Annotated in this window: 20 protein-coding genes; 1 reads left to right on the top strand and 19 read right to left on the bottom strand. The window is 40.6% G+C overall.

Annotation, left to right across the window (positions count from 1 at the left end):
* Positions 1–125: 125 nt before the first annotated feature.
* The 17 genes from MAMP_RS03550 to MAMP_RS03470 all read right to left on the bottom strand — a co-directional run bounded on the left by MAMP_RS03550 (position 126) and on the right by MAMP_RS03470 (position 20,205).
* A complete protein-coding gene (locus tag MAMP_RS03550; RefSeq protein ID WP_007144619.1) occupies positions 126–1,607 on the bottom strand; it encodes a sigma-54 dependent transcriptional regulator in 1,482 nt (493 codons plus the stop codon).
* 121 nt (positions 1,608–1,728) lie between these two features.
* On the bottom strand, positions 1,729–2,031 hold the full coding sequence (locus MAMP_RS03545; RefSeq protein ID WP_007144618.1) for a flagellar protein FliT: 303 nt from the start codon (positions 2,029–2,031) through the stop codon (positions 1,729–1,731).
* A 2-nt stretch (positions 2,032–2,033) separates the two neighbouring features.
* Positions 2,034–2,432 (bottom strand): flagellar export chaperone FliS, encoded by a 399-nt coding sequence (gene fliS, locus MAMP_RS03540; protein WP_007144617.1) that lies wholly within the window; start codon positions 2,430–2,432, stop codon positions 2,034–2,036.
* A gap of 34 nt (positions 2,433–2,466) precedes the next feature.
* Complete coding sequence (fliD, locus tag MAMP_RS03535) at positions 2,467–3,825, bottom strand: flagellar filament capping protein FliD (protein ID WP_007144616.1); 1,359 nt, start codon at positions 3,823–3,825, stop codon at positions 2,467–2,469.
* A 52-nt stretch (positions 3,826–3,877) separates the two neighbouring features.
* On the bottom strand, positions 3,878–4,276 hold the full coding sequence (locus MAMP_RS03530; RefSeq protein WP_007144615.1) for a flagellar protein FlaG: 399 nt from the start codon (positions 4,274–4,276) through the stop codon (positions 3,878–3,880).
* 90 nt (positions 4,277–4,366) lie between these two features.
* A complete protein-coding gene (locus MAMP_RS03525; protein WP_007144614.1) occupies positions 4,367–5,158 on the bottom strand; it encodes a flagellin N-terminal helical domain-containing protein in 792 nt (263 codons plus the stop codon).
* A gap of 189 nt (positions 5,159–5,347) precedes the next feature.
* Positions 5,348–6,142 (bottom strand): flagellin N-terminal helical domain-containing protein, encoded by a 795-nt coding sequence (locus tag MAMP_RS03520; protein ID WP_007144613.1) that lies wholly within the window; start codon positions 6,140–6,142, stop codon positions 5,348–5,350.
* Positions 6,143–6,258: 116 nt separating this feature from the next.
* Complete coding sequence (locus tag MAMP_RS03515; protein ID WP_007144612.1) at positions 6,259–9,915, bottom strand: glycosyltransferase; 3,657 nt, start codon at positions 9,913–9,915, stop codon at positions 6,259–6,261.
* A 39-nt stretch (positions 9,916–9,954) separates the two neighbouring features.
* On the bottom strand, positions 9,955–10,596 hold the full coding sequence (locus MAMP_RS03510; protein WP_007144611.1) for an HAD family hydrolase: 642 nt from the start codon (positions 10,594–10,596) through the stop codon (positions 9,955–9,957).
* Positions 10,597–10,644: 48 nt separating this feature from the next.
* Positions 10,645–11,424, bottom strand: a complete 780-nt coding sequence (locus MAMP_RS03505) for a hypothetical protein (protein WP_040576365.1) — start codon at positions 11,422–11,424, stop codon at positions 10,645–10,647.
* A gap of 58 nt (positions 11,425–11,482) precedes the next feature.
* Positions 11,483–12,598, bottom strand: a complete 1,116-nt coding sequence (locus MAMP_RS03500) for a radical SAM/SPASM domain-containing protein (protein ID WP_007144609.1) — start codon at positions 12,596–12,598, stop codon at positions 11,483–11,485.
* Between the two features lie 39 nt (positions 12,599–12,637).
* On the bottom strand, positions 12,638–13,528 hold the full coding sequence (locus MAMP_RS03495) for an NAD-dependent epimerase/dehydratase family protein (RefSeq protein ID WP_007144608.1): 891 nt from the start codon (positions 13,526–13,528) through the stop codon (positions 12,638–12,640).
* Between the two features lie 6 nt (positions 13,529–13,534).
* Positions 13,535–14,884, bottom strand: coding sequence for a radical SAM protein (locus MAMP_RS03490; RefSeq protein ID WP_007144607.1), 1,350 nt, complete (start codon positions 14,882–14,884; stop codon positions 13,535–13,537).
* A 5-nt stretch (positions 14,885–14,889) separates the two neighbouring features.
* Positions 14,890–16,083: a class I SAM-dependent methyltransferase gene (locus tag MAMP_RS03485; RefSeq protein ID WP_007144606.1), complete on the bottom strand. Its 1,194-nt coding sequence runs from the start codon at positions 16,081–16,083 to the stop codon at positions 14,890–14,892.
* Positions 16,084–16,087: 4 nt separating this feature from the next.
* Positions 16,088–17,467: a radical SAM protein gene (locus tag MAMP_RS03480; RefSeq protein ID WP_007144605.1), complete on the bottom strand. Its 1,380-nt coding sequence runs from the start codon at positions 17,465–17,467 to the stop codon at positions 16,088–16,090.
* On the bottom strand, positions 17,454–19,034 hold the full coding sequence (locus tag MAMP_RS03475; RefSeq protein WP_007144604.1) for a glycosyltransferase family 2 protein: 1,581 nt from the start codon (positions 19,032–19,034) through the stop codon (positions 17,454–17,456). The genes MAMP_RS03480 and MAMP_RS03475 overlap by 14 nt, the downstream gene beginning before the upstream one ends.
* A gap of 28 nt (positions 19,035–19,062) precedes the next feature.
* Positions 19,063–20,205, bottom strand: coding sequence for a class I SAM-dependent methyltransferase (locus MAMP_RS03470; RefSeq protein WP_007144603.1), 1,143 nt, complete (start codon positions 20,203–20,205; stop codon positions 19,063–19,065).
* Between the two features lie 31 nt (positions 20,206–20,236).
* On the opposite strand from MAMP_RS03470, the gene MAMP_RS03465 reads away from it, so the two are divergent.
* On the top strand, positions 20,237–20,767 hold the full coding sequence (locus MAMP_RS03465) for an NUDIX hydrolase (RefSeq protein ID WP_007144602.1): 531 nt from the start codon (positions 20,237–20,239) through the stop codon (positions 20,765–20,767).
* Here the strand turns inward: MAMP_RS03465 and MAMP_RS03460 are convergent.
* Together MAMP_RS03460 and MAMP_RS03455 are read right to left on the bottom strand one after the other, a co-directional pair.
* Positions 20,738–22,552 carry a thiamine pyrophosphate-binding protein gene (locus MAMP_RS03460; protein ID WP_007144601.1) on the bottom strand — a complete coding sequence of 605 codons (1,815 nt, stop codon included), beginning with the start codon at positions 22,550–22,552 and terminating at the stop codon, positions 20,738–20,740. The two genes, MAMP_RS03465 and MAMP_RS03460, sit on opposite strands and share 30 nt — an antisense overlap.
* Positions 22,549–24,069 carry an N-acetylneuraminate synthase family protein gene (locus MAMP_RS03455; RefSeq protein WP_007144600.1) on the bottom strand — a complete coding sequence of 507 codons (1,521 nt, stop codon included), beginning with the start codon at positions 24,067–24,069 and terminating at the stop codon, positions 22,549–22,551. The genes MAMP_RS03460 and MAMP_RS03455 overlap by 4 nt, the downstream gene beginning before the upstream one ends.
* Between the last annotated feature and the right edge of the window lies 1 nt (position 24,070).

Below are 24,070 nucleotides of genomic sequence, written 5' to 3'. Positions count from 1 at the left end.
CTTGCTCCTACATGCACTATTGCATCGTATTAGAGCTTGAGCAATTACCATGCCCAAATTAAATCTAATTAATTATCAATAAGTTAAACAAATAAACGTCAAAAGTCCGACATTCAGCAATAACACTATTCCGTATCTCTCTGGATACCGTATTTACGCATTTTTTCTACCAAGGTAGTTCTTCGCATTTTTAATTTATTAGCCGCGTGGGCAACCACACCTTCAGCATCATCTATCGCTTGTTTAATCAATAAATACTCGAGGTTTGCCAGGTGCTCTTTCAGGTCAATCCCATCCTCTGGCAGCACCATGTCATCTGAGAGGCTATGCAGGCTATCTGTTTGAGAAGATAGCTTAGACGGCTGTTTATCCTCAATACTGACCTCAGGCATATTTCTTGGTATATCTTGTTTCGGACTAGCGGTGATGATCGCTGTGATTTCTTCTGGGAGGTCATCCCCTTCCAACCGGTATTTATCAGGTAGATCATCAAAATCCACCGTCCCATAAGGATAGAGAATAACTAAACGTTCAACGACATTGGCTAATTCACGTACATTGCCAGGCCAGGGATAGCGACACAAGGAGGTAATGGCAGCAGGAGTAAGATGGATTGTACCTCTGTTCTCATGCTCAATACGTTTAATCAATTCATTGATAAGTAAAGGTATATCCTCGGGCCTATCGCGTAATGCCGGCATTTCAATCGGGAAAACATTGAGACGATAAAATAAATCTTCACGGAAACGCCCATCAGCAATATGCTCTTCAAGATTACGATGTGTTGCAGCGATCACACGCACGTTGGCTGTTTGTGTTTTATTGCTTCCCACTTTTTCATAGGTTCGCTCTTGTAACACACGAAGCAGCTTTACCTGCATAGGTAATGGCATATCACCTATTTCATCCAGAAATAAGGTGCCGCCCTCAGCCATTTCAAAGCGCCCTTTTCTTGATGTTATTGCCCCGGTAAAGGCGCCTTTCTCATGACCGAATAACTCACTCTCTAATAATTCTCCAGGAATCGCACCACAATTTACTGGCACAAATGGTTTATCTCTTCTAGATGAAAAGTGATGTAGGTTACGGGCAACGACTTCTTTTCCTGTACCAGATTCGCCCAGAATGAGTACATTCGCTTCAGAATCAGATACTTGGTCAATCATCCGCTGAACATTTTTTATTAAACGACTATTGCCAACAAGTGATCTGAATAAATTAGTATCGGCAGAGACTTCCGTTGTCATACCACGATAAATGGTGGCCTGTTGCAGGGCATTACTCAACTGTGGATATTTTAGCGGATAACGAATCGCGCCAATGGTGCCAGGAAAGCTTATTGATTCGCCTGCAATAGACTCGAGAGTGAATACGGGCACACGCGCTTCATGATTGACAAGTTCCCTAAGCAACTGTTTGGTTTGATTGTGACCACCACAGTCTCCGACGATAGCCATAACCACATCATCTAAAGCATCCACATGCTCAAACCAAAGATCAGGTTCACGTATTACTATCGGTTGGCAGTTTATAAACTCAATGAGTGTGCTCAACATCTCGCATCGGTCATTATCACTTTCTACGACCAATACATTATTTGCACTCATACGCACTCCATCATATCGCTTGATTCTGAACAGGCCATAAGCCATAGGTAATTGGAGTTAAGCATTTTCTAGCAGGTATTGTCAAAATTATGACGGTATAAAATAAATACGAATTCTGTTGCTAACTTGATTGATAGGCTGCCGCCACTTTTTTATTTTTATTAAACTGACCTAATTCTGCTTGAATTGATTGCCTTGCATCACGACAACGTTTTTCAATATTTTGATTTAATAAGATGATTTTTTCGATCAAAGCCTCTGCTTCTGGCTGTTCATCTGAATTATCAAAAGGAAAGATTTGCTCTAATAATTCTGCACGTTGCTGGGTCAGTGTAGACAACTCAGACCATTTTTCAGCTTCTACTGCTGAGCTCATCGCCTCAGTCAATGTTAAGAGCTGTTTGACTTGTGTTATCTCAGCCATGACTAATGAAATTCAGGTGGGATACCATCCCAGCCTGCTTTGATCTCTTCAAGTAACTTGGTGACTTCATCCAAAATAGCTACGTCATTACTCACATTGGCTTCAAGTAAACGCCTTGTAATATAGTCGTACAAAGAGTCTAAATTGACAGCAATCTCCCCACCCTTTTCAGCATCCAAGCTGGTTTTCAATCCTTCAACAATCCGAATACACCATGAAATCTGATGTCCTTTTTCAGCAATTTCATTGCGGGCAATACAGCCTTTTGCAGTCGCGACGCGAGCTAGTGCTCCTTCCATCAGCATCTGAATAATTCGATAGGGTGAAGCGTAATTTACTTCAGACTCTATGGCACCACGACCATACCCTTCCATCGCTTTTTTATTCACCATTACCTGCATACTCCAATCCTTAATACCTAGGGATCATACTACTTTATTTTGAATTCAAGGCGGATAGCTGTGAAATCAAATAATTACCTTGCGATTGTAAACTACTCACTAATGTGTCCATGGCTGCATATTGAGCTCGTAAGCGTGTTTCCGTCATTTCAAGACGTGATTCCATTTGCTCTTGTTGCGAGTCCATTCTTTTTAAACGCGAATTGAGCCCTTCTTCTTTTGAGTCAATCAGACCATCTGTTTGCAACCATGTGTCAGCTAAAGACTCTAAACGATTAGCAACCCCTTCGCCTTCAGCTGAGAACAAATTAGCAAATGAGTTAAAGTCAGAGCTCAGTACCTCTTTCACTTTTGACTCATCTACACTCATCACACCTTCTTTATTAATCGAAATTCCGGCTTCAATTAAATAGCTAAAACTCGACCCTGTAATACTGGCGCCAGAGTTAAATACGTCTCGAACTTGCTTCTCAATGGTTAACAGAGTGCTGTCCGCTTCCAGTTGACCGTTTCGCTGAGACTTTATTTCTGTCATCAAAGCATTGTAAGCCGACGCAAATTCATTAACTGACTTCAGGATGGCTTCATCATTACGGGTAATATCTAAGGTCGAACTACCTACATCTTTCACGTTCAAGGTAACACCATCAATAGCATTTGTGATGGAGTTTGAACTACTGGTGGTGGTGAAGCCGTCAATCTTAACGATCGCATCTTGTGCAGTTGAAATTGACGAAAGGTTTTGTGTGCCACCAGCGCTATAAACAAAAGATGATAATCCGGATGTGTCAGCATCATTACCATCACTGTCACCACTCACAGAAACACTGATAGCATTCTCTGTACCGGTCTCATTAGAAGTGAGCACAAGTCTGGCACCACTATCGTCTGTAATGATTGATGCAGTCACACCAGTGTTATCAGAAGCATTATTAATAGCAGTACGAATACCAGCAAGAGAACTATTGCTGGAATCTATTGCAACATCAAAGCTCTCAGCTCCGACACTAATCGTTAGCGTACCTTCACCCACAGTGCTGTTGTAATCAGTAAATGCGGATGAAGCCAGTTTATCTCGTGTCGCTATCTGGGTCACATCGATATTATAAGAACCTGAGGCTGCTGAACTGGTTGCAGTGGCAGTAAATAAGTCTTCATCTTGCGAGTTAGCTTGAAAGACCTTAAAGCTTGATGCGCTTCCCAGTGATGCCATTGCTGTCTGGAAGGTATCAAGTTTGCTCTTGAAAGAACCATAAGCACTGATTTGTGCATTAATGATATTTTGCTTACTTTTGAGCCTATCGAGCGGTTGACGTTCAATATCCATTAAGCCACTGACAATACTCTCAAGATCGAGCCCTGTTCCAACACCTAATGATGATACTGTCGCCATGTCAATTCTCCGCTTAAACTTGATTACAAAATTGCAGCAAGTTTTGAGCCAATCAAGCCTTTGTTTCTAACAATATACCGCGATACTTTTCCGCAGCATGTCTCGCCTCAAGAATCTCTTCTGAAGGGATCTGTCTGACCACTTCTTCGGTTTCTGAGTCAATCACTTTAATCACCGTATCCCCACTACTGTCATCGACACTAAACTGCAGGTTTCGGTTCATGTTCTGCATATAATCGTTGAGTTGAGCCACCTTATCACGCAAATCGTCTGTACGTTGTTGCTGCTGGCTATTCTGCTTCTCAGCTTGGTTCTGGAAAGCTTGAGATTGAACAGATGATTCAGTAACAGTCTCAGTCTGAACAGATTGCGTAACCGGTTTAGACTGACTAGTAACATTGTTTTGCACTGATTGAAGGGCAGATTGCACTAACAGATCATTATTAGCCATTGTCTTCCTCCTAATCTAAATACTTTGTAAACGGCATAAAGCCTGGAGAGTAGTTTACCCACCAGGCCCATGCGTTTCATCTTTTTGTTATTATCCCAACAGTGATAATGCTGACTGAGGAATAACGTTAGCTTGCGATACGATTGACACACCAGCCTGCTGCAGGATTTGCGCTTTGGTTAAAGCGGCAGTTTCAGCAGCAAAGTCGGCGTCAACAATACGGCTGCGAGCAGCAGAAGTATTTTCTGAGAAGCTTTGTAAGTTTGAAATTACAGCTTCAAACCTGTTTTGAATCGAACCGAATGTTGCACGCAATGTACTTACGGTATTGATGTCACTATCTAATGTACCGAGTGCTGTTGATGCTGCAGTAGAAGTCGAAACATCCGCTGTAGTGTTGCTCAATGCAGACGCAGTAACAGATACAACATCACCACTATCTTGACCGACTTGAATTGAAATGCTTAAGCCACTTAAAACTGCTGTACCGTTAAATTTTGTACTTGAAACAATACGAGTATTTTCTGCTTCTAACTGAGTCACCTCAGCAGATAAACCGGTACGATCTGTTACAGTACCGTTAGCAGACTGCACAGCGATTTCACGAATACGTTGTAAGTTGTTACTGATTTCAGCTAAAGCACCTTCTGCCACCTGAGCTAAAGAAATACCATCTGCCGCATTTCTTGCTGCTTGATTTGCACCACGAATATCCGCGGTCATTTGTTGGGCTGTGTAAAGACCAGCGGCATCATCTTTCGCACTGTTGATACGTAAGCCTGAAGACAAACGTTGCAAAGATGTATTCAGAGTGCTTTGAGATTTACTTAAATTACGTTGTGCATTTAATGATGCAATATTTGTGTTGACTACTAATGCCATGAGATTTACTCCCTCATAGGGTCGAGCTATGCTCGCTTTATACATGGCGGACAAACTATGAATTTTCTAGTTTTTACCGCCTCCGAAAACATTAGCGGCAGGGAGTGAGATTTTCTTTAAGACAATTTACAAAAAAATAGGTCAGACTTTGCAAAAGTCTGACCCAGTTCACATTTTACTTTTTTCAGCTTAACCCTGAAGCAGCGATAAAGCGTTCTGTGGCAGTGTATTTGCCTGAGCAAGGATAGATGTACCCGCTTGTTGTAAAATTTGAGCTCTTGTTAATTTCGCCGTTTCTTCAGCAAAGTCGGCATCCATTATTCGGCTGCGAGCAGCACTTGTATTTTCAGCTAGACTTTGTAAGTTAGATATAACGGCTTCAAAGCGGTTTTGAATTGACCCGAATGTTGCGCGTAATTGACTAAGATTATCAATATCGGTGTCTAATGTACCAAGTGCGGTAGAAGCCCCGGTTGAAGTAGAGACATCTGCAGTCGTAGTAGTTGCTGCAGTAGCGGCTACAGTCACTGTATCGGCAGCATCAGCACCAACCTGAAATGTCAATGAGACACCAGATAGAACGAGAGTTCCATTGAATTGTGTGCTAGAGATGATACGAGCATTTTCACTTTCTAACTGCGTCACCTCTGCTTGCAAACCATTTCTATCAGTCACCGTACCGTTAGCAGACTGTACCGCTATTTCACGAATACGCTGCAGGTTATTAGTAATCTCAGCTAGAGCTCCTTCCGCGACCTGGGCAAATGAGATGCCGTCAGCGGCATTTCTCGCTGCTTGATTCGCACCGCGAATATCAGCAGTCATTTGTTCAGCTGTATATAGGCCTGCGGCATCATCTTTGGCACTATTGACACGAAGACCAGAAGAAAGACGTTGTAAAGCGGTATTAAGATCACCTTGCGATTTGGTTAAGTTCCGCTGCGCATTAAGCGACGCAAGGTTAGTATTTACGATTAATGGCATTTGAATTCTCCCATTTCAAATATTATTTGCCTGTGACCACAAGGGGTTATCAGACTCGATGGGAGTAAAGCAGTTTGCGTACCAGTTTTTTAATCAGACAACACAAAAACCTTTAACTAATTGTTTTTACTTAACTTAAATACATTCAACCACTCATCCAAGTGATCTTCAAGGATAAATTTTTGACATACCCAGTTTTGAAGATGCCGTCCTTGAGCGGCAATTTTCTCCGGTTCAGCTAAAGCGGCAAGAATGGTTTCTATCCATACCGCCTCATCATTTGGAATCAATGTCACTGGCGCGCCATCTTGCTGATATGGATAGATATCACTGGCAATGACTGGCCAGCCCATAACACCATACTCAAGCAGCCGTAAATTACTTTTCGCTTCATTAAAAGGGTGTTCCTCTAAAGGAGCTAGAGCCAGATCCAAATCAAGATCAGCTAAAGCCTGGGGGTATTGATTAAAGGATACGAATTGGTGGAACTCTTTCACATAAGGTCTAAGTTCAAGTGGGCACATCCCCATAAAAACCCAATCAACTCTATCTGCCAATGATTGAACCACATTAGACATTAAAGCCAAATCGCCAGCATGTTGATGCGCGCCAGCCCAACCTACTCGGGGCTGTTTATGAGTCTTTTTCTCTGATGACGCTAGGTTTAACCAGCGCTGTTTCTCAAGCCGATTAGGAATAACTGTGACATTGTCCGTATATTGACGACATAAATCCGCTAATGGTTGAGTCGAGACAATGGTGTGATCACATAAGGCAAGTGTTTTTCTGAGCCTTGAACGCATATCCCGGAAAACCAGTTTTTTTCTATCACTCATTTTTGGCAAGTTGGTGACCAAGTCGTCTAAGGAAAAAACAATTTTGATTTGCGTGTGCGCTTTGACTTGTTTTAGAAATTCGTAGGTCACGTCACTCAACATTTGTTGCACATAAAGCACATCTGGCTCTAGCCGCATTAGCTCGTTTAATGTCGGTAATAAGGGCTGTTCTTTGAACTCATGAAATGGCATCCATGTTAATTCAACATCACCTCGTTCTGCCAAAGCCTGCATTGGCGCAATCATTCGGTAGATACCCGATCCTGAACCATTGATAGAAAATACAACTACACGTGTTTTGTCATGAAATCGTGGGTCCCACTGCCGTTGAATATCTACCTCAGGTGCAAAAAAATGGGAACGTAAACTCAGGTTGTCATTGTAGAAAGGATCATGAGTGAATAAATGAGACCACTTCTCGACCAATACCTCTTCTCTAAGTGGATGGTAATCAGCCACCCCATTTGACTGTTCAGCCAACTTTTTATCCTGAAACAGAGTGACATAAGGTGACCAGATAACTTTTTTACCCTGCTGCTGAATTGTGAGGCATAAATCCATTACCGAGTAACGCGTATCTGAAAATACGTTTTCACACAGGCCACCAGCTTCAATAAATGCCTGTTTTTCAATACCGAAACAAGCTGATGACACCGAGGAATATTGCTGAATACAATGCGCTCGTTCCATATAGCCCGGTTCAGTAATATCCAGACCTTGAAATAGACCTGTCACATCGTCAGTGATACCGAACACGCCACCTGCATGAATAATCTTGTTTTCATGATCAAGAACACGAGCACCAACAATGCCCACATCCTCTCTTGTCATTAATGGCATCATTTCGTTCAACCAATTGCCATTCACAGCCATAGCAAAACATGACATCACAACAACAAAATCACCACTCGCTATATTCACACCATGATTAATGGCTGCTGAGTAGTTTTTCTGATCGAAACGTGTTGCTACAAAACGCTCGCCCCACGCTTCCGACATCTCAGCATAAACATCCTCAAGATCTTCGATATCACTCATGACATCTACAACAACCACTTCATAGTTGATATAGGTCGTGTTGAGCTCTAACTCTTCCAAACAACGGGCAAGGAAGGAAACGTGATTATGATGAGCAATGATGATAGAAACTTTCGGCTGGTTTTTCGTGCTGTAGACCGTCTGGAATCGCGGTTTATTTTTAGGGTTCGATATCGTTGCAGAAACACCAAGCCTGTTTAGATGTGCATGGCGAGTCAACCATTCATTTTCGGCCAATAGCTCTTTATTAACGTCTAATGGAACTGATGTGAGCAATACATCGGGAATGTGAGAAAACGCTGATTGCTGATTCTGCTCATACACCTTAAATGCCATATCCGTGGTGTGCACATAAGCCAAGTTTGAATAACCACCGACCTGTTCAAAGGCTTCCCTACTAACAATAAATGAACGCCCTAAGTATGAATAGGCCCTTAAATAATCAAGATTGAACTCAGGTTTGAACCAGATATCAGCTTTAGACTCATCGACTACTTCATCGCTGTAAATAAAGTGTGCATTAGTCTCTAAGTTAATTGTATCAGCAAAGCTCAATAAAGCATGTGGCGCTAATTTATCACCGGGAATTAACTGCATAATCCAATCAAGCTGAGCGGCTGAAACAGCATGTTCAATATCTTCATTGAGACTTGCACCGGTGATCTGAACCCACTCAATATTCTCAGGCACATCGGAAAAAGCATCGGGAGCAGGAATATTACTTAGGATGGTCAAACCCCAGGCCTGATAAAGCTGCTGTTCAAGAGACTCAATCGTGTTAGAGAGTGCTTGTAATTCAGTAGGATTAACAATGAGCAGTAAATGAAAACTAGGCTGCTGCATCCAGGAACTAACCATTCTCTCAGCCATACCCGTGACAGAGGTTTCACTGAGTGTGTTTAGTGACAGCCAGGTATTTCGGTGAAATCTTGGCGAGTATAGTGAAATATTTTTTGTCTCTTTTTTAGCTTGGCCATCAAGTAAACTTTGTAACCGTGCATAAAAACGTTCCGAAGAATTAGATTTGCTATTGATGAACTGTTGCTGTGTCACATCAATAAATCTTCTAATATCCGACCAGCTATCCTTTATAACCCGCTCATAAATTTCAGATTCTTTGTGTACCGTTCTTTTTGCCTCTTGAATGTCATTCGGTGCTGTACCTAATGAAATACCATCTCCTTTAATATCAACTTCTATTTCAGGCCTTAGATATGGGGTATTAATCATAACAACGGGACAACCACATAACTTTGCTTCAGTTATTAATGCAGTAGGTTCATAACAGTACATTAGCTCTGACTTACGTAAAATAGCTGCTATTTCTGTTCGTGTGAGCTTTACATCCTGACAAAGACTTACTGAGTTTTTAACATCCTCTGTCAGTTCGTAACCAGCCAGAAGATATTTATTGGCATAGAAGCATGTCCCTTCTCTTTTCTCATCATTAGGATTATTTATGTTATTGAAAATAGATTGGTCTATAACAGGAACCCGTAAATTCAGAGCAGACATTTCTACTGGCACGAAGTCTTGTGAATAACAAAACAGAAGTTCACTGGGAGCAAAATATTTATCGCCCCCAAGATGTCCCGGAGTATTAAGAATCCAGCGAACAACTGATGTTGATTCAAGTGGGTTACCATGAACAACTTCGGGATAAACAACGATGGGGCTTATATCCCGTTCCATCATTCGAATAAAATCCTGATGGTTCAGTATAGGCGTTTGTAATTTATTATTAGTTACTGTGCAACCAATGACGTAGGCTTCTTGACCTAATTGATTCAGCGCATGACACAAATGATGGAGAGCTCTGACACCAGCATATTTCTGCTCATAATCTCCAGTGTAAATAACATAAGGAACATTGATATTCTCAAACAAATTGAGTGCCATTACACCTACCCACAAGGTAAAGTTGAAATAAAATTAGAATCAATTTAAAGAATTAATTCGGTTCAAATATCTCAGAAGCTCAGAAGATGAAGTAACATACTCCTCACCATCCTCGATCTGAAATTCATATCCCCAAGACACCATAACAAACTTAAGCCCGTTAGCCAGCGCAGCAGTTTTATCCGGAACAGTATCGCCAATATAAACGGAATGATGTACATCTAACTCATGTTGTTTCAACACATAGGAAATTAAATCTGATTTATTAGAGGCTTCCTTACATACATCTAAGGCATAAACTCCATCAAATAGATCAGACCAATTAAAGAATTCCAAAATTTTTTGTGTTGGAAGCATACGCTTGTTTGTGGCAATGAATAGATTAAAGCCCTGCTGCTTGAGGCTTTTCAACATATCCTCTACCCCATCAAAGATACTGGTCTCTTTATAACCTTCAGTGTCATAACTACTCTTAAAAGCAGCAGCCAATTCAGAAATTAATACTTCATCACTGGCTCCTGAGAGCATAACGAGTAATTCAGTCAGAGGTGGACCGACTAATTCATTATTTAATGGTAACTGCATATCAACTTCACAGGACTTAAAAGCTAGTTCTATAGCTTTTAATATCCCAGATGATGAATTAATCAATGTTCCATCTAAGTCAAAAATAATATTCAAAAATACCTCTTAGATTTTGAGAGAATTAATTCGATTATTTCATACCACTTAATTTATTACAGTTAAGCCACTTGCCCAATATTCGGCTACTTGGCCAAGATGAACACGACGGTTGAAAGTCAGATCATAGCCGTAAGCTTCAAAGTGATAAGCCACATTTTCTTCTGTAGAGGCTAATCCAGATAACCACAATAATGGCGGATAACCTTCTTTTCTAAGCAGCAAATCGGGCATGCTGACAAAGGCGGCAGAGGTATCAAAACCACCTGCCAATGAAAACTGTTCAGGTAACGTCGCCGTTCTTTCTATGGCAGCTGGCACTGAGTACTCTAATAAACAGGGGAAGTACACACCCACTACGACTTCATCTGCCATCTTTTCCAGTACTTGTTGATGTCGAGAGCCCGACGCCACTGATAGTTGTCCATCTAACGATTTAGGGGAATGATTTTTAAAGTCATACTCAGGAAAAACAGAGTTAAACGCCGATTGAACGGCGGGTAAGAAAGTCGACTCCATTGCCTTTCCGATATCGTCATAAATAGCTTTAGGCAGAATAAATGGCACCATAACGCCATTCAAAATGGGTTTCATCAATTCATCGTCAGCAATATCAGCCAATATTGCTCTCACTCTGGACTCATACTGTGCTTGAGATATAACACCACTAATTGAGAAAGCCTTATTTAAACGCTCATAACTGGCTGAATAATTTATATCCGGTTTATCAATCAGAAAGTAACGGCGTGTCTTCTGATGGGCTGGCTCATTGAGGCTGGTTGGCAAGCAGCGGCCAAATTCATCAAACAACGGGCTTATCTCTGGCATTACATTTTCCTGTGATTTTATTTTTGCTTCTTGGCTCATCAGTTAGTCTTTATATTTATTAATCAGTGAGAGAGTCATTGTCAGAAAACCCTTCACCCCATGGTAGCGGAAGGTGAGTGGCGCCTGCTGTTTTCTCAGTATGAATTTTGATAAATTTAGGATCTTCACCAATCAAACAGTCGGGGCGATGAGGACCAAGCCAGGGATTACGCATTCCACGATCAAGCACCTCTTTAAGTGATGTTTCAAACAGGTTGCCGATAGAAAAATCGATATAAGGGCAAGGGGTGACTTCACCGGTAGATGTCACCGTTATAATACCTTTCACAGTGATACAACCTTTATGAGAACCATATGAAGGCGTCATATGCGTAAAGACTTTATAGTCTTTTTCTAACTGACGAAGTACGTCTGCATCTTCTTTTTCAATAACAAATTCAGGGTGGTCTGTACAAGAGCCCGTTGGTTTCGCATAGGAAACATACAATCCGACGTTTTTATCGGTGCAGTACTGACACATTTCCAAAAATTCTTTGGTTTTAGCCCGACCTTTAACAAGTACGGTAGATAAAATCAGATTTAAACCTGCATCTAGGGCTGCATCAATAGCACGCATAACACGTTTGTATGAGCCTTTTTTATTACGGAAATTATCATGGTCTTCTTCGATAAAGCTATCAAGGGATAACTGTATCTTTTCAACACCAATCTCTTTCAGATGTTTAGCTTTTTCATCATCGAGAAACCAGCCATTGGTATCAAGAATAACGTAGTGCTTTTCCGGATCGATAGCAGCCACAACCTCATCCAGATCACGCATAACCAATGGCTCACCACCTGTGATAACAAAACGAGCCAAACCAAGCTCGTCCGCTTCTTTTGATAGTTTGCGAATATCTTCCAAATCAATTTTTTTACGCTCATCTTTCACATGCAGCACTTTTTCCATGTGACGATCCATGTAGTATTCAGCTGAGCAATGAGTACATTGAAAGTTACATAAATAACTTTTTTCCAAACGAATAATTGGACTGATTTCACCACGCTCTTCCATAGCATGAATATTGGCAAGCTTCTCAGCCACATAAGGCTTTCTGGCCCTGAGTCCCTCACGCTTTGCCAGTTCATCGGCTGAGAGCACACTATCACTTTGTTCTACAGCTAGATTTAACATAGCTTTATCCTCTTCGTTTGTTCGCTTATTCAGTTCACACTAAAAGTGGAGCTGATTTGCATCTAAAATGTCTTTATTATTCTGATACCACATCAACATATTCCTCAAGGAATCGTCTAAAGATGTGAAATGAAAGTCAGGTAACTCTTGAAGTAATCGAGCGTTATTACCGCTATAACGTTTATTGATATCTGAATGGTTAACGACCAAATCAACGTTAACATTAGCCATCGCCTGTACTCGCTCAGCTAAATCAATAAACTCATAAGCTTTGCCACGGCAGACGTTGTAGACCTGATGTGCAGGCTGATTATCAATAAACCAGCTGACAATTTGGGCTAAATCATCTGCATAGAGAAAATCCATAAGACTATTTTGATGCACATGTATAGGTAAGCCTAACACGGCGTGAGCACAGATATTTGAGATAAAACGATAACGCCAATTATCGAACTCGCCAAATACACCGAATAACCGAAGATTAAAAACGTTATCGGTCTGCATTGCATAATGGGTCATCAGGTATTTTGAATAGCCATATTGATCGGTCGGAACACAGCGGTCATACCATGACTCATCCATATTTTCTGACCAATTCTCTCTTCCAAATTCTGCCCCTGAACCGAAATAGAGCATTTTGCCAAAGTGGTGTCTACATCGGGCTAGATTAAAAAACATTCTTAAATTAGATTCTAGTACTTTTTCTGGATTATTTTTTGTATCTCTAGGAGCAGCATCATAGGTAGCTGAATGAATTACTACATCAAACTTTTGTTTATGTATGTACCTTTCTACATTTTCTACATCATTAAGATCTAAACTTTCTCTGTCACAGACAATGAGAGTGTATTTATCGGATAGTTGTTGGAAAAGTGTTTTAGCTAGAAAACCATTACCGCCAGTAATGAGAACTTTCTTCAGAGTCTCCATGAGAGTCTACGTAGAACTTTTTTTGCGTTTAATCGCATCAATGTGAATATATCTCTCACTCACCCCTTGCTCACCAGAGATGGCTAACTCATCTCCACCTTCTCCACAATGGTCGCAGCTCTCATAAAATGGTTGTTCATCAACCTGAAGAATCTTTTTTCGAAGCTCTTCAGCTGAGCTAGCGCTACCCAATTCAACCCAATCATTTTGAAAGTTGGCAAGCTGGTGTGAGCCCATTGCAGCAGTCGTCGAGCAAGGATAATAAACTCCATTCTGGATAGTTTTACATGTCACTCTAGAATTACAATTAGCTTTTTTATGAATTTTCTCACTTTCAGAAAGGTTCAATTTCCGCAGTGATGCGGGGGTTGCCCAGATAGGCTGTCCCACTGTGAAACTGATACCACTACTCGCCACCTTATTAACATTCTTTTTAAATAACTTTATCTGATTTTCATTTAGCGCAGCGGTGTAATCAGAAAATATAATTCTAGTCTTGCCATTATTTAACTTTTCTAAAAGACTATCTTCGATATCACAAATACCATTTGTTGTGATCCCAATTACGCCAAAGTTTGTTTTTGTTAACACATGCTCAATGATTTTATCCAGTTCTGGATGTACAAAAGGCTCTCCTCCAATAATTGACACATAACCAATACCATCAATGGATTCAAAAATATTATCAATGTCACTTTTCACTTTATCTAATGAGAAGTTAATCCTCTCTTCCTTTGAGTAATGATTAATGTACTGGCCGCAATGAGAACAACTCAATGTGCATTTTTGATTGATAACAAATGTAGCTAATGAGTAAACAAAAGGTGATTGTTGTTCTCTCATATTTTTTGGCATCATTGCTGACAAACGCTTGCAGGAACACCAATTACAAAAAGTTGTGTCAAGACAAACCTTAGCATCGAATCCTGTTTGCGGCTTGATACCACACATTAAAGCTTCAAATAATGCCATCCCTGAAAGATAATGCGAGTACCCTCTACTTATAAATTCCTCTCTTCCAACACTTCCTGAGAGACTTCCATTCGGTATGCAATTAATGATGAGGATATTCCCTTTGTCAGGGGTATATGAGAATGGTTTTTCTACATTAAGTCCATTAACTTGTCGCAGTTCAGTATAACGCTTATCCCAATATGAAATATTGGCAGCAGGAATGTTCTCCTTGGTTAGAAACAATCCAAATGCGGAACCAAAATTTCCTGCACCTCTAAGAACTATCTTGTCAAAACTTTTAATGTAAGCCAATAAGACATCAGTATGATTTCCAATACCTCGTCGAGCCTGTTCTAGGATATTTTCAACTTCTTCAGGAGTTTTTGAATTCGACTCAGCCATTAGAACTAATCACCCATTAGACAGATAACATTATTTTTTATATTCATAGAGCTTACTGAACGCTTGATGCTCTCTGCCGAATTCTCTCCACAAATTAATATATCACCATCAAAATCTCTGAGCACATCTGGCTTTTGTATTTCAAGGCCAAGGATTTTTGCTCCCTGCAACGATGAATTCCCATCAACTAAACGCTGAATATTAATATCTCTAAGAGCCGTATGAGTTAACAGTCTATATACAAATATTGACACTCCCCACAGAGCAATCTTTCTTCCATCATTAAGCTCTTCTATTTTTTCTATCACTTTTTTTGATTGAGGATTGAGTTCAGAAAAACTTGATTCAACAAAAATAGAATCAGCCGAGAATGAGACTTCCTTTTTCTTTTCCGATACATCGAACAGTGCCCTCATACAAGGATAAATATCTTTCGTTGCCTCATAATTAGTCAATGAATAAGAGTCCATCATGTTAAGTAAGGCATTCAGACTAAAGTGGTTAATGTGCTCGAATTCAAAAAAATATCCAGGGAATGGGCCTGTTTCCTGATATAGGGAGAGAGCTGGGAGCTCTATGTAGATTTTACCGCCGGGCTTTAACCACTTTTTAACATTGTTTAATGCTTTACGAGGCTCATAAAGATGCTCGAGCACGTGCCGTAGGATTATAAGGTCAAACTTACTTTCAAGCTCTCTTCGCTCTGTTTCCGCGTCACCGACTACACCCTCTATACCTGATTCTGATAAATATTTTACGGCGGATTTGTCAGGGTCAATAGCATAGAGATTACGATATCCCCTACGCTTTAATTCAGTAAGAGTTAGTCCAAATGAGCAACCGATGTCAGCAATGACTAAATCTTTTGATGATAAATATGCATGCTCTAAGAAGTTAATGGTCAAATCATTAAGATACAGCTGTTCAGAAGTTACGACATAGCTATTAGTGTCTGAACCAGTGTACGCACCATAATAATTGCTTCTATCAAGACCAGGATCTACATTATGAAAAACAGCCCCACAATTGTCGCACTGGTTTATCATGTATTGACACTGAAGAGACAATGTCGTTGGCACGACCATATCTACAAACCTAAAAGGCTTGGATTCCTTACATTCGCATACCGGACATTGTCTGACATATGGTGATATATCAATGTTTGTTAGCACACTGTTTACTTCTGTTTTGCTAGTCATAGCCTTATCCTTCTGAGACAGATAACTCTGAAACAATAGGGATATCAATTAACTTTCTTGTTTTTTTAGGCAGCGCATAACGTTCATCATATCCTTGTTCAGCTGCGACATTGGTTAGAGCTGGTGAACCAAACGTCTCACAGTGACTGCAAGAATGGTAGAAAGGTCTCGACACCATTTCGATAATTTCTTTTCTCAACTGTTCGGGAGTTTTATCAGGGTCTAGTTCAACATAATCCGTGTTGTAATCAGCAACTTCAAGATCATAGAGTGACAGACTAAACGCACAAGGAAATATCTTCCCATCAAACACATATAAAAACTTTACACCACATGCTTCCTTTTTATTTATCATAACTTGCTCATCATCGTTTTTATCTTCGAGAGTTGATGAGATATTCCATGTTGGCAAAGAGTTTTGATACTTGGTGTTTACCCCAGAAGCCCTTGCTTTTTCAATATTATCGAAAAACAACTTTTGCGCCTTTTCATCTGTCACTTCCAGATAATTTGAAAAGGCTAACCTGACACGCTTATCTTTCAGAGGCTCTAGTTGATGAGGTTTCATCTTGATTAAGCCGTTTGTATTGACGATCACAGAACCAAAATTCTGGTAGCCCAAGACACCGGAAACAATCTGATGTAAATCTTTATGTAAAAAAGGTTCACCACCAAAAATATTCACAACGCCCAGTGAGTGAATAGCTGTCATTGATAATTGAATATCTTGTAATACTTGCTTTGTACTGACATTTTTCTTTAATGCTTTGGGATAACTATTGATATACATAAAGCAATGCGTACACTTCAGATTACAAATGTTATTTGTGATGAAATGAATACGGTCAAAAGATAAAGTCTCGTTTTTTTTGATCCCCTGTTTCCTTGCTACATCAGCATTAACAATATTATGCAACCGTTGACAAGAGCAGACACTACAGATGTCAAAGCTGTTACATACCTCAGCCTTTGGTGGTTGCTTATTGTCTAATGGACATAGTAAGCCTTGTAACAAATCATTCCCATGAATAACATTCTGCCATCCATTCTTTTCTAACTGTCGAAAAACATTTGGACCAACTGCCACATTTCCAATACAGAAAATAACTAACGAGTCCGAACTTTTACCTGAAGAAAAAGGAGCTACAACCTCCACATCATGACACTCTTTTATTGAATCATGATTTGTATCCCAATAATTTGATATAGGGATATCAAGCTCTTTAAATTTAAGGCCTAATGCGTTACCCAGATTCCCCGCGCCCCACAATATGACACTATTAAATCGTCGACAATACCGAACAAATACGCTCGGGTCTTGTTTATCACCTTCACGAGCACCTACTAAGAATTCCTGGATTTCTGTTGGGCTAATTTGATGCATAATAATCACCGTCATCAAAATACTGGATACTATCTTCAGGAGGAGAATAAGATACTTTTCTGCTCAATACGTCAGATGACTCACCTTTTATGCAGGACAATATCTGCTCTTTACGCGTATTATCTGCAGCCCAGTACTCAGTCAATAGAGAAAAAAATGGATGTTGTTCTATATTTAAATCCGCAGTCAATGCAAAGTAGAAATACCTTTTAGCACCACTCTCATCACCATAAAATAATCGTCTCAAACAATATCTGATAGACAAATTAGATAGCTTCTCTAGAGCTTCAGGCAACCTTTTCTCTGCTTTTTTCACGCCTTCATAGTTAGCTGCAATATCAGCCAATTGATGCACTAGAACATACTCCCCGATGCATTGTAGTAAGTTTGAGTCCATCTTAGCACTATCATTTTCTTGATGAATACGATTAAGGAGCAATGGTTCTTTAAGATAGACAATCGGATATTCACAGCAAATATGGAAATCCATCAAACGGTCACCAAACCACCTGTCATTCAGATTGCCAGACATTCGCTTATCCTGCATACGTCTCACATCGTACATGATTTGTGAAATACTTGGATTTACTGATGACATCATATAAACAGCGGCTTGCTCATGCCCAGGTATGTAGCATGAATTATTATAAAAAGGTGCTTCTGGTGTAATGTTGCCAGCTTCGTCCATGATATCTCGATGAACCATCGTATAGGCAATGTCGGGAAACTGACGAAACGCTTTTAAACATTTCTCAATAAAATCAGGTTTAATCGCATCATCAGAACATAGTTTCAATAAATATTTGCCTCTCATGTTGACGACGCAGTTCCACATATTCGCTACAGGACCCAAATTAATACGATTAAGGCTTAAGCTAAACAACCCTGGATTTTTTTCTGCATACTCTAAAGCAATATTCCATGAGTCATCTTGCGAGGCGTTATCAGAAAAACAAATCTCTATATTTTGATATGTTTGTTCTAAAACACTTTCTATACATTGCCTGAGATACCTACCATAGTTGAAATTGTAGATACATACTGTGACTAAAGGGGTGTCTGATCTATCCTCATTTGAAGCTTCTAATATTGGGTTATAGAGTGGCTGGAAAATACTATGCGTTTTGAGCCTGCAGATATATCTGTGTTTGAAAAATGCGTCTTGATTAAGCCTGTTTATTACTTCGATAATATATTCAGGTTCAAATTGCATACCATCAGTGAGACTGACACAGTACTCACCTTTACACATGAGCAAGCCTCTTCGCCTGTTTTTTTTCTCACCGATGCTTCTTTTATTTCTATTTAAGCTAATAAGTCCTTTATACTCTCTCGCATATTTAACAGCTATATCCCAGGCACCATCTTGCGAGGCATCATCCATGATAAGCACTTCAAACTTAGGGAAGCTTGCTTGTTCAAAAATACTATCTAAGCATCTAGCAAGGCTAGTAGTCCGATAGTTATATATAACTATGCTGATAACTCCTTTGACCTGCATTTCCGATGGGGTAACACTATTTCCACCAGTATGATTTATGCTTACAACATTATCTTGGATATCCAACTATAACTCCAAATATTTGAACTAATCCCTAAATACCAGCAAATTCCAGGCCACTACCCTTGAGTATGGCGATTTCTTTGACATTGGGGTAACGTTCCTTGATGATATTCACAACTTCACCAGTATAACTTGCAGCCATCACAATCACTGCTTCAATGGGTTCTTTAGTAAGGTTATCGGGTGAAACAACGGGAATATGAGTCGCTGGAGTAAATTTATTTTGTTTAAAGGGCGCACTATCGACTACATATTTAATTTTATCTGCTAATTCTGTCAATGAAAGAACCGCTAAAGATTGATGCCCAGCTCCCCAGACAACTACACTTTTCATTGGAAACTTTTCGATATAAGAGTACAAAGATTTTTTCAATTCAGTTCTGTGCGAATCAAAGACACTAAGATCAAATGTGTTACGCTTACGCACTACAGCCGATAGGCTATAGTCATGCCATGTTTCTTCGCACTTTAAAACATCAAAGCCGCTCAAGTTTAGAGTAGAAACAAAGGTGTCAGATGTGAAATAAAACAAATGATCACTAATAAACTCTGTAAATAGACTTTCACGAAGAATCATATCGAAGTTAGGTACTTCAATTAACCCGATCCCATCTTTCTTAAGGTTCTCAGCAATACCAAGAAGTGTACTGACAGGATCTGGCAAATGCTCAAGGAAGTTCAACATAACAAAAGCATCAAATGGACCATCACTCAGCTTAGAGTCAACGCTATCTATATAAGCTTTTTCTACATTAAGTTGCATTTGCCGGCATACAGAAACCGACTTTTCGCCGAACTCAATACCATACGCATCAATATCCAGCTCGTTTAATAGTGCTAGATATTCTCCTTGTCCACAGCCGATTTCTAAAACGCGTTTATGATTCAAGTTATATCGATTTACCCAGTCTGAGAATTGTTCCTGTCGAAACGCCCTCATTTCATTTGAAATGCCAACCGCACGAATCACTTCACGGTAATAATCAACAGGAGGGTTACTGAGTTGAACCAAACCACAACCTCGACACTGATTGACGCTGAGGTTGCTGCCATATTCTTGAGAAAGCTCATCTTTGACTGGAAAAAACTGCGCCGACTTAGGCATATTTTCATACACCAACAATGGTGTCGGATAAAAGTCTTGATGACAAACGCGACAAGTTTCTCTTAACATAATTATTCGAACTCTTTCATTGTGGTAGCAGATGAACTTATTTGAGGCTATTTCTTTTCTCGATCAATCCGTCGAAAACCCTGAAACGGGACTTCCATTAGAAGTATTTCATCTCATCAGTCGCCTCACGCCTCTCGTCAATGTGGATTTATTGATTAAAGATAACAACAATCGTACCCTTCTTGCATGGCGAGATGATCAGTTCGCAGGTGCAGGCTGGCATATTCCTGGAGGAATTGTTCGTTATAAAGAAACGCTGGAGCAGCGTATCGAACAAGTTGCACTCACAGAAATTGGTCAAAAAGTTGACTTCGATCCCACCCCAGTCACGATGAATGAAATCATTCGACCACACGCAACACGCGGTCATTTTATTTCTTTTCTTTATGCCTGCTCAGCTAAAAGTGACTTTGAACCTGACAACAAGCAATTATTGCCCAATGATGCTGGTTATCTGGCATGGTATTCCACCTGCCCAGACAATCTTATTCCTGTCCATGAAATGTATCGTCCGTTTATTGAAGAACATAAACTACTTACGAGATTGTTTGGACGCCTCTGAAACACCAACCAACATTTCTCGTTCTAACATCTCCAATTCTAATAAAGGCGACATATCCTCCAATGGCATCGATATCATCGAGCCATTTGGCTGAGGAATAGCTGATACTTTTGGCCATAAAGCTTCGTCTTTGATAATCGTGACATCACAAAGAATCGGGCCTGGATGATTCAATACATATTGGATTTTTTCATCGAGTTCGCTGGCATCATCAATACGAACAGCGTCAAGGCCAATCGCTTCCGCGAGTTTGACCAAATCAGGTATCAATAAACCAGCTTCTTGTCCTGTCGCAACATAGCGTTCATCAAAATAATTGCGCTGAGTATTTCGAATGGAGGCATAGCCATTATTGTTCATCACAAACATTCGAATAGGCAGGTTGAGTGACTTCAAGGTACTTAGTTCTTGTAGATTGAGCTGCAAGCTCCCGTCACCTTCAACCGAAACAACGGGCTTTCTGCCTGACGCGAGACAACCACCAATCGCCGCGGGTAAACCATAGCCCATTGACCCTAAACCGGAAGTGAGAAAAATACGTTGGCCGGGTTTATTCACAAAGGTAGAATAGAAGACTTCCACCGACAGCCCTGAGCTGCCAGTAATAATAAGCTCATTGGCTTTAGTGAGAGCAGATAAACGATCGATAAAATGATAATGACTAATTTCACCTTGCTCTGGAAACATTTCACCATCGCAGCGTGGATAGCGTTGTTTCCAATCGGCTATTTTATTAATCCAATCCGAATAGTCAGTTTTAAGCTCTGGTAGTTCAGTATTCAGTTGTTCGATAAAAGTTTTGGCATTGCCCTGAATCAATCTTGCTTTTGGCAACTGATGTTTTTTTAATTCAGCCGCATCAATATCGACAATCACTTTGTCGGCATATTGAGCAAAATTTTGCGGATTGTGAGCCGTGACCACATTATCCAAACGCGCGCCAATACTGATTAATAAATCACAATTCTGGGCGGCAAAGTTTGCCGGTCTGAGTGCCACGGAACCTGGACGGCCGGCACATAATGGGTGTTCATAAGGAATCAGATCCAGTGAATTCCAGGTGGTTAATACCGGAATACCGGTTTTTTCGTAGAGCTGTTTGAATACGTCGGCGGCACCTGACAGACGGATACCGTGTCCTGCTAGAATAATAGGACGCTGTGCCTGCTGAATGAGTTGAATAACTTCATCCAGCTCAAGTGAACAGTCTGATTCGGAATCAGTATTCGATTCATCCCGAGCTAGATTTTCTGGCTCAATTAAACTGGCTTGCACATCCAAAGGCACATCCAGCCATACAGGGCCTTTTCGTCCTGTCATCGCCTCATGTAAAGCCTTATCAAGATAAAGGCCAATGTTCTCAGGCTCATCAACCGTTACTGCGTATTTAGTAACGGGTTTAACCATCGATACGATGTCGACTTCCTGAGGCCCCATTTGACGCACGCCGCTATCAGCTTTCATATCGGCCCGTTTCACCTGCCCTGAGATTATCAACAAAGGTACAGACTCAATCCAAGCACCCGCTACAGCAGTCAAAGCATTGGTCGCACCCGGCCCGGTAGTAACTAACGCCACTCCAAGTGTTTCATTCACACGAGAGTAGGCTTCAGCCGCAATCGCGGCCGCTTGTTCGTGATGAGTCGGTATAAAGTTAATATCAGGATTCTGTCCGAGCGCGTCCACCAGATGCATGGCCCCACCACCTGGCAATAAAAAAACCTCTTTAACACCTAATTCGGCAACTCGGGCAAAGATATAATCAGCAACGCGTTGTTTGCTCATGCCCACTCCGTAGTTAGCCAGTCAGCACGAAAGATCAGATTAGTTTTGCGGCGACTGTTTTGGTTAATGGTTTTATCATCGTAATAAGAATCATCGGTAAAGTGTGTCGTCGACAATTCTTCAAATATCGCCCCGGTTTCACTACTGAAAGCATGTTTAACTCCGCGTTCAACAGTTACCATCTCACCCGCTTTAATCGTTTTTAATTCATCACCTAGTTGCAGCTGAATTTCACCCGCCAGCACATTAAAGGTTTCTTCTTTCTTGTGATGGGCATGCACCGGATGATTTTGTCCAGGCAGTAATACCAGAATCTTTTTACAATACTCACGATTGACCACATCAATAATAGTCGCGCCCGTTTCTTCAAATTTTTCAATGCCATAATGATGTGATAGCTGACAGTTCACACCGTCAGCAATGGCAATGCCGGCTCCACGTAATAAAGCACATACTTTAGATAATGAAGCGGAAACCATGTCACGTGTATCGGTGATTTCAAGCTTTTCCAATAACAACGGCTCATTAGCTTTAACAGCTGTTTTTAACTCAAACTGTTTGTACTTGGATAAATCATTGGCTAATAGTTGACCAGGTTGACTTGGAATCGCTAGATAAAAATCTTCTGTTTGTAATGCTTTACCTGCGACAAGATCATGTTTGGCAAATACGGCACGTCGTAGTGAATTGAGCGTGGTTAACTCTGTCTCGGTGACGGCAACACGTTCACCCTCAAGACCAAGCATGGCATAAGCTTCTTGCGCTGAGAGTAACCATTGTCTGACTTGTTCAGGATTGGCTGAATAAGCATTGAGTTCACCTACCCCAACATGCTTTTCGAACAATTGTGCTCCCATCGCCACCGCCATTTTGACCGCTTCGGTTTCATTAGGATCTTCATGAGTTGAGTAACCTACAGTCACCTCAGGGAAACGTTGTTTTAATAAGGCAATTTGACCTAATTGTAGATTTTGTCGTGGCGTTGGATATTCACCAACACAATGCATCACCGCTAATTGTTTATGGCGATGCAGGAAAAACTGCACGACATTTTCAACCTCTTCCATCGTGGCACCGGCTGTAGACATCACCAATGGCAAAGAGGATTGGGCAACGCGTTCTAGTAACGGCCAGTCTGTCAGAGAGCAGGACGCGATTTTTAATATGTCGAAACCATGTTGCTCAATCCAATCAACAGAATCTTCATCAAAAGGCGTACACATGGAAATAAAACCCGCATCATCAATCGCTTGTTTTAGTTCTAGTAACTGGGTTTCATCCAGTTCCGTATCACGAAACCGTTTAACATATTTAATGTCTTGTCTATCGCGATAATCGGGATGAATAAAGGTTTTCAGGTTACGGTACTGCAGTTTAAAGGCAAACTGGAAAGGGAAATCATCACACACCTGTTTCATCTGCTGAATGACTTGTTTGCCATGGGCTATATCACCTTGGTGATTGTTGGCCATTTCCAGCACGAATAACTTTTGATACATGGATGTTTTGTCAGTCATT

It is taken from the genome of Methylophaga thalassica MP (assembly GCF_000214595.1).
GTDB lineage: Bacteria > Pseudomonadota > Gammaproteobacteria > Nitrosococcales > Methylophagaceae > Methylophaga > Methylophaga thalassica.
This window is presented reverse-complemented; position numbering and strand designations above follow the sequence as displayed.